The sequence below is a fragment of the Tepidimonas sp. genome, assembly GCF_029335975.1.
In the GTDB taxonomy this organism is placed as follows: domain Bacteria; phylum Pseudomonadota; class Gammaproteobacteria; order Burkholderiales; family Burkholderiaceae_C; genus Tepidimonas.
The window spans coordinates 1-6,292 of record NZ_JARJMT020000175.1 but is presented as its reverse complement, the minus strand read 5'-3'; the positions used below and the strand labels follow the sequence as shown (position 1 = coordinate 6,292).

The window sequence follows — 6,292 nt, the reverse complement described above, 5'->3', positions numbered from 1 at the left end:
GCCAGCCGCAGGTAGGTGATGTCCTCGCCGGTGGCTGGGCGCCGAAAGCGCGACAGATACACCCCCAGCAGCGCCGTCGGCGTGAACAGGTGTGCGGTCTCCTCCAGCACCTCGCGCGCGCAGCCTTCCAAGGGCCCCTCGCCCGGATCCAGGTGACCGGCTGGGTTGTTCAGCCGCAACCCCTCGGGGGTATGCTCCTCGACCAGCAAATACCGGCCCTCGCGCTCGATGATGGCGGCCACGGTGACACTTGGTTTCCAGCGTGTGCGCATGGAGCGATTATCCGACGGCGGAGATATCATCCGGGTAAACCCTAGCAGTCAGCGCCGGCACGGTGACGCTCAGGGATGGTAAAACCGAGCGGCTGGTGCTGCAGGGCTGCTCAGCCCACATGACCATGGCGATCATGCCGAGCACCGCCTGCGGTGCCCCAACGAGTGAGGAGAACACCATGCGCATAGGCGTGCCTGCCGAGACGGCAGCACTGGAGACCCGGGTGGCCGCCACCCCAGAGACCGCCAAAAAGCTTGTGGCTCAGGGCCATACGGTACTGGTGCAGGCCGGTGCTGGCGTGGCCTCCAGCGCCCCAGACGAGGCCTACCGCGCCGCCGGGGCCGAGATCGTCGACGCCGCCGCCGCGCTGGGGGCGGATCTGGTGTTGAAGGTGCGCGGCCCAGCGCCCGACGAGTTGGCGCAGATGAAAGCGGGCGCGACGCTGGTTGGCATGCTCAACCCGTTCGACGCCGAGGGCCTGCAGCGCCTGGCCGCCGCCGGCCTGACGGCGTTCGCGCTGGAGGCTGCCCCGCGCACCACGCGCGCACAGAGCATGGACGTGCTGTCCAGTCAGGCCAATATCGCCGGCTACAAGGCCGTGATGCTCGCAGCCAACCACTACCAGCGCTTGTTTCCCATGTTGATGACGGCGGCCGGCACCATCAAGGCTGCGCGCGTCGTCGTGCTGGGTGTTGGCGTGGCGGGCCTGCAGGCGATCGCCACCGCCAAGCGCCTCGGCGCGGTGATCGAGGCCTCCGACGTGCGCCCGGCGGTCAAGGAGCAGGTCGAATCGCTCGGCGCCAAGTTCATCGATGTGCCCTACGAGACGGACGAGGAGCGCGAATGCGCGCAGGGCGTGGGTGGCTATGCGCGCCCGATGCCGCAGAGTTGGTTGGACCGCCAGAAGGTCGAGGTGGCCAAGCGCGTCGCGCTGGCTGATGTTGTCATCTCCACCGCGCTGATCCCGGGTCGCCCCGCCCCCACCCTCGTCACCGAGGACATGGTGCGCAGCATGAAGCCCGGCTCGGTGATCGTCGATATTGCGGCCGGCCGCGGCCCAGTCGGCCCGCACGGCCAACCCGGCGGCAACTGCCCGCTCACCGTGCCCGATCAGGTCGTCACGGTGCACGGCATCACCATCGTTGGCCACACCAACCTGCCGGCGTTGGTGGCGGCAGACGCCTCGGCACTGTACGCGCGCAATGTGCTGGACTTCCTGAAGCTGATCCTGCCCAAAAACGCCACCGCTGTCCAGGTGCCCCTGGACGACGACATCGTTGCCGCCTGCCTGATGGCGCAGCACGGCGAGGTCAAGCGCCGCGCCTGAGGCCCCGTCTCCCATCCCTTCACGAGGTTCCCCCCATGGAAGCCGTCTCCCCCCTGCTTGTCAACCTCATCATCTTCGTGCTTGCCATTTACGTGGGCTACCACGTCGTGTGGAACGTCACGCCTGCGCTGCACACGCCCCTGATGGCCGTCACCAATGCCATTTCGGCCATCGTCATCGTCGGCGCCATGCTCGCGGCCGCACTGACCGAAACCGGCCTGGCCAAAACCATGGGTGTGTTGGCCGTCGCGCTGGCCGCCGTGAATGTGTTCGGCGGCTTCCTGGTGACGCGCCGCATGCTCGAAATGTTCAAGAAAAAAGAGCGCAAGGCCCCGGTGGCGGCTGGCTCCACCGGTGAAGGAGCCGCCCAATGAGCATGAACGTCGTCGTCTTGCTGTATCTGGTGGCCAGCGTCTGTTTCATCCAGGCGCTCAAGGGCCTGAGCCACCCCACGACCTCCATCCGCGGCAATGTCTTTGGCATGGCGGGCATGGGTATTGCCATCGTCACCACCGTGGGCCTGATCACCACCCTGGCCGACCGCATGGCGCTCGACGAGGTCAGCGGCCTGGGCTGGGTGGCGCTGGGCTTGGCAGCCGGCGGCACCATCGGTGCGATCATGGCCAAGCGCGTGGAGATGACCAAGATGCCCGAGCTGGTCGCCTTCATGCACAGCATGATCGGCCTGGCTGCGGTGTGCATTGCCATCGCTGTGGTCACCGAGCCCTGGGCCTTCGACCTGGCGCCCAAGGGCGGGCAGATTCCGTTTGGCAACAAGATCGAGCTGTTCCTCGGCTCAGCCATCGGCGCCATCACCTTCAGCGGCTCGGTCATTGCCTTCGGCAAGCTGTCGGGCAAGTATAAGTTCCGCCTGTTCCAGGGCGCGCCCGTCGTGTTTGCCGGCCAGCACTGGCTCAACCTGGCACTGGGTGTGGCCGTGATCGCGCTGGGGCTGACCTTTGCCGCCACCGGCAGCGGGGCCGCTTTTTACGCGCTGACCGCGCTGAGCTTCGTGCTCGGTGTGTTGATCATCATCCCCATCGGCGGAGCCGACATGCCGGTGGTGGTGTCCATGCTCAACAGCTATTCCGGCTGGGCGGCGGCGGGCATCGGCTTTTCGCTCAACAACCCCATGCTCATCATCGCCGGCTCGCTGGTCGGCTCGTCCGGCGCTATCCTGAGCTACATCATGTGCAAGGCGATGAACCGGTCGTTCATCAACGTCATCCTGGGCGGCTTTGGCGGTGGCGCTGGCGGCGGGGCCCAGGCTGCGCAGCCACAGCGCAGCGTCAAGAGCGGCAGTGCCGAAGATGCGGCCTTCATCCTCAGCAACGCCGAAACCGTGATCATCGTGCCTGGCTACGGCCTGGCCGTGGCGCGCGCCCAGCACGCCGTCAAGGAGCTGGCCGAGAAGCTGACCCAAAAAGGGGTGACGGTCAAGTACGCCATCCACCCGGTAGCCGGCCGCATGCCCGGCCATATGAACGTGCTGCTGGCCGAGGCCGAGGTGCCTTACGACCAGGTTTTCGAGATGGAGGACATCAACAGCGAGTTCGGCCAGGCCGATGTGGCCATCATCTTGGGTGCCAACGACGTGGTCAACCCCGCCGCGCTGCAAAAAGGCAGCCCCATATACGGAATGCCCATCCTGGAGGCCTACAAGGCTCGCACCGTCATCGTCAACAAGCGCTCGATGGCAGCGGGCTACGCCGGCTTGGACAACGAGTTGTTCTACATGGACAAAACGATGATGGTCTTTGGGGACGCGAAGAAAGTCCTCGAGGACATGGTCAAAGCGATCGAGTGACCGGGCCGCCGCGTCCAACTGTCGACCGGCCGTCAGGTCGAGCGAACGACCGTTCGGATAAACCCGCAGATCCAGTGTCGGTGAGCGGGGTTTCGGGAATAATGTCAACAGCGTCAGCCTGCTGTCAGACAGGCAAAGCGATTCCCGAAACCTAGACAGGAGACTGCATGAGCACCGTCACCGCCGCCGACAAGCCTTGGCTGAAGCACTATCCCGAGGGTGTGCCCGCCGAGATCGATCCCAGCCGTTACCGCTCGCTGGTCGCGCTGATGGAGGAAAGCTTTGCCCAGTACGCCAACCGGCCTGCTTACAGCTTTTTGGGCAAGGAATGGACCTACCGCGAAGTGGACGAGGCGTCGCGCGCCGTAGCAGGCTATTTGCAAACCCTTGGGTTACAGCGCGGCGACCGTGTGGCGGTCATGATGCCCAACGTGCCGCAGTACCCGATCGCAGTCGCGGCCATCTTGCGCGCCGGCTATGTGCTGGTCAATGTCAATCCGCTCTATACCGCGCGGGAGCTGGAGCATCAGCTCAAGGACAGCGGGTCGAAGGCAATTTTCATTCTCGAGAATTTCGCCCACACCCTGCAGCAATGCCGCGCTGCCACGCCGCTGCGGCACGTGGTGCTGTGCGCCATGGGAGATCTGCTCGCAGCCAAAGGCTTCATCGTCAATCTGGTCGTGCGCCACGTCAAGAAGCTGGTGCCGCCATTCCAACTGCCAGGAGCCGTGCGTTTCAATGACGCCCTGGCGCGCGGTCGCCGGGAAGGTTTTCGCTCGGTGGACATCGGCCCGGACGACGTGGCTGTGCTGCAATACACCGGAGGCACCACCGGCGTGAGCAAGGGCGCCGTGCTGCTGCATCGAAATATCCTGGCCAATGTGTTGCAGTCCGAGGCCTGGAACGATCCGGTGATGAAAAAAATCCCGTCGGGCGAGCAACCGACGGCGGTTTGCGCCCTGCCGCTCTACCATATTTTCGCCTTCACGGTCAATATGATGCTGAGCATGCGCACAGGAGGCAAAACGATCCTCATCCCCAACCCGCGCGATCTGCCAGCGGTGCTCAAAGAGCTGTCGCGCCACACCTTCCATAGTTTTCCCGCCGTCAACACGCTGTTCAATGCGCTGGTGAACCACCCGCAGTTCGACATCGTCAATTGGCGCAACCTGAAAGTCTCGATTGGCGGGGGAATGGCGGTACAGGCTGCCGTGGCCAAGAAGTGGCTGGAGCGCACCGGATGCCCGATCTGCGAGGGCTATGGCCTGTCCGAAACCAGTCCGTCGGCGAGCTGCAATCCAGTCACTAACACCGAGTTCACAGGGACCATCGGCCTGCCGCTGCCGAGCACCGAGATGAAATGCATCGACGACGCCGGCAACGAGGTGCCGCAGGGCGCGCCGGGCGAAATCGCCATCCGCGGTCCGCAGGTCATGGCCGGCTACTGGCAGCGCCCAGATGAAACCGCCAAGGTCATGACCGCAGACGGATGGTTTCGCACCGGCGACATCGGGGTCATGGACGAGCGCGGCTACTTCAAGATCGTGGACCGTAAAAAGGACATGATCTTGGTGTCTGGCTTCAACGTCTACCCCAATGAGGTGGAGGACGTGGTCGCGCAGTGCGACGGCGTGCTGGAATGCGCGGCGGTGGGTATTCCCGACGAACACTCGGGCGAGGCGGTCAAGCTGGTCGTCGTCAAGAAAGACCCCGCGTTGACCGAGGCCCACATCCGCGAATTCTGCGAGGCGCGGCTGACCGGCTACAAGCGCCCCAAGGTGATCGAGTTTCGCACCGAGCTGCCCAAGACACCGGTCGGCAAAATTTTGCGGCGAGAATTGCGCGACAAAAAGTAACCTTTCACTCGGAGAGCCCCCATGGCCCGCGTTGCCGTCATCAGTGCCGTTCACGAGGAGCTGGTCGAGATCCTGCAGCTCATGCCTGATGAGCGCAAGGTCAGCGCTGCGGGTCGCGAGTTCTGGCAGGGCCACCTGCAGGGGCATGAGGTCGTGACCGTGCTCTGCGGAATCGGCAAGGTGGCTGCGGCCACCACCGCTGCCGTGCTGCACGAACGGTTTGCGCCGCAGCACATTTTGTTTACGGGGGTGGCCGGCGGGCTGGCTTTCGGTGCCGAGGTCGGTGACGTCGTCGTGGGAACGCGCTATTTGCAGCACGATTTGAGCGCTGCGCCGCTGTTTCCGCGCTGGGAGGTGCCCGGCACTGGCAAGATGCATTTCGACGCAGACTTGGTCCTGGCACAGGTGCTGGAAGAGGCGGCGCGCGATGCGGTGACTTGGCTGCCCAAGCTGGTCGGCGAAGAGACGCGGCGGGCCTTGGGCCTACACCGGCCCACGGTGCATCGCGGGCTGATCGTCAGCGGCGACCGCTTCATCACCAACGCAGCCGACTCCCAGGCCCTGCGCGAGGCGTTGCCCGATGCCCTAGCGGTGGACATGGAGAGCGCTGCCGTGGCCCAAGTTTGCTGGGACTATGGCACGCCCTTTGCCGCGGTGCGCGTCTTGTCCGACCGCGCCGACGATGAGGCGCATGTGGACTTCCAAGCCTTCATGCGCGATGTGGCACGCCACTACAGTGTGCGCATCGTGCGCAAGGCGCTCAATCTGCTCTGACCGACAAGGTATTGGGCTTGCCCGATGGGGAGGGTTGCACACTGGTCGCCGGCTGACCGTGGCTGCCGCGGGTGTCGAGGCTGTGGCGACCGAACCAGCACATGCGTAGCCGACCTTTGCCGGAGCCTTTGGCGCGATACATCAACAGGTCGGCTTGGGCCAGCAATGCCGGCAGTGGGTGGCGGCCGCGGAACATGAGTACCCCGACGCTGGCTGAGGGGGCTACCCCAGGTGGCTCGTGCAGTGCCGTGCTCA

General features: G+C 64.8%; 6 protein-coding genes and 1 pseudogene. 5 read left to right on the top strand and 2 right to left on the bottom strand.

What is annotated here, in order from left to right:
• Positions 1–272, bottom strand: a 272-nt coding sequence (locus P3W97_RS09840) for an NUDIX domain-containing protein (RefSeq protein WP_300846263.1), incomplete at its 3' end; no start/stop codon positions are given.
• A gap of 179 nt (positions 273–451) precedes the next feature.
• Here P3W97_RS09840 and P3W97_RS09835 point away from each other — a divergent pair.
• The 5 genes from P3W97_RS09835 (at position 452) to P3W97_RS09815 (ending at position 6,037) form a co-directional block, all read left to right on the top strand.
• Positions 452–1,600, top strand: coding sequence for a Re/Si-specific NAD(P)(+) transhydrogenase subunit alpha (locus tag P3W97_RS09835; protein WP_300846261.1), 1,149 nt, complete (start codon positions 452–454; stop codon positions 1,598–1,600).
• 35 nt (positions 1,601–1,635) lie between these two features.
• On the top strand, positions 1,636–1,974 hold the full coding sequence (locus P3W97_RS09830) for an NAD(P) transhydrogenase subunit alpha (RefSeq protein ID WP_300846259.1): 339 nt from the start codon (positions 1,636–1,638) through the stop codon (positions 1,972–1,974).
• Positions 1,971–3,407 carry an NAD(P)(+) transhydrogenase (Re/Si-specific) subunit beta gene (locus P3W97_RS09825; RefSeq protein ID WP_300846257.1) on the top strand — a complete coding sequence of 479 codons (1,437 nt, stop codon included), beginning with the start codon at positions 1,971–1,973 and terminating at the stop codon, positions 3,405–3,407. Before P3W97_RS09830 ends, P3W97_RS09825 begins: the two co-directional genes overlap by 4 nt.
• A gap of 167 nt (positions 3,408–3,574) precedes the next feature.
• Positions 3,575–5,263 carry a long-chain-fatty-acid--CoA ligase gene (locus P3W97_RS09820; protein ID WP_300846256.1) on the top strand — a complete coding sequence of 563 codons (1,689 nt, stop codon included), beginning with the start codon at positions 3,575–3,577 and terminating at the stop codon, positions 5,261–5,263.
• A gap of 21 nt (positions 5,264–5,284) precedes the next feature.
• Positions 5,285–6,037 (top strand): 5'-methylthioadenosine/adenosylhomocysteine nucleosidase, encoded by a 753-nt coding sequence (locus tag P3W97_RS09815; RefSeq protein WP_300846254.1) that lies wholly within the window; start codon positions 5,285–5,287, stop codon positions 6,035–6,037.
• Here the strand turns inward: P3W97_RS09815 and P3W97_RS09810 are convergent.
• Positions 6,024–6,292: pseudogene (locus P3W97_RS09810) on the bottom strand (hypothetical protein); the annotation flags it as partial. The gene P3W97_RS09815 and the pseudogene P3W97_RS09810 overlap by 14 nt on opposite strands.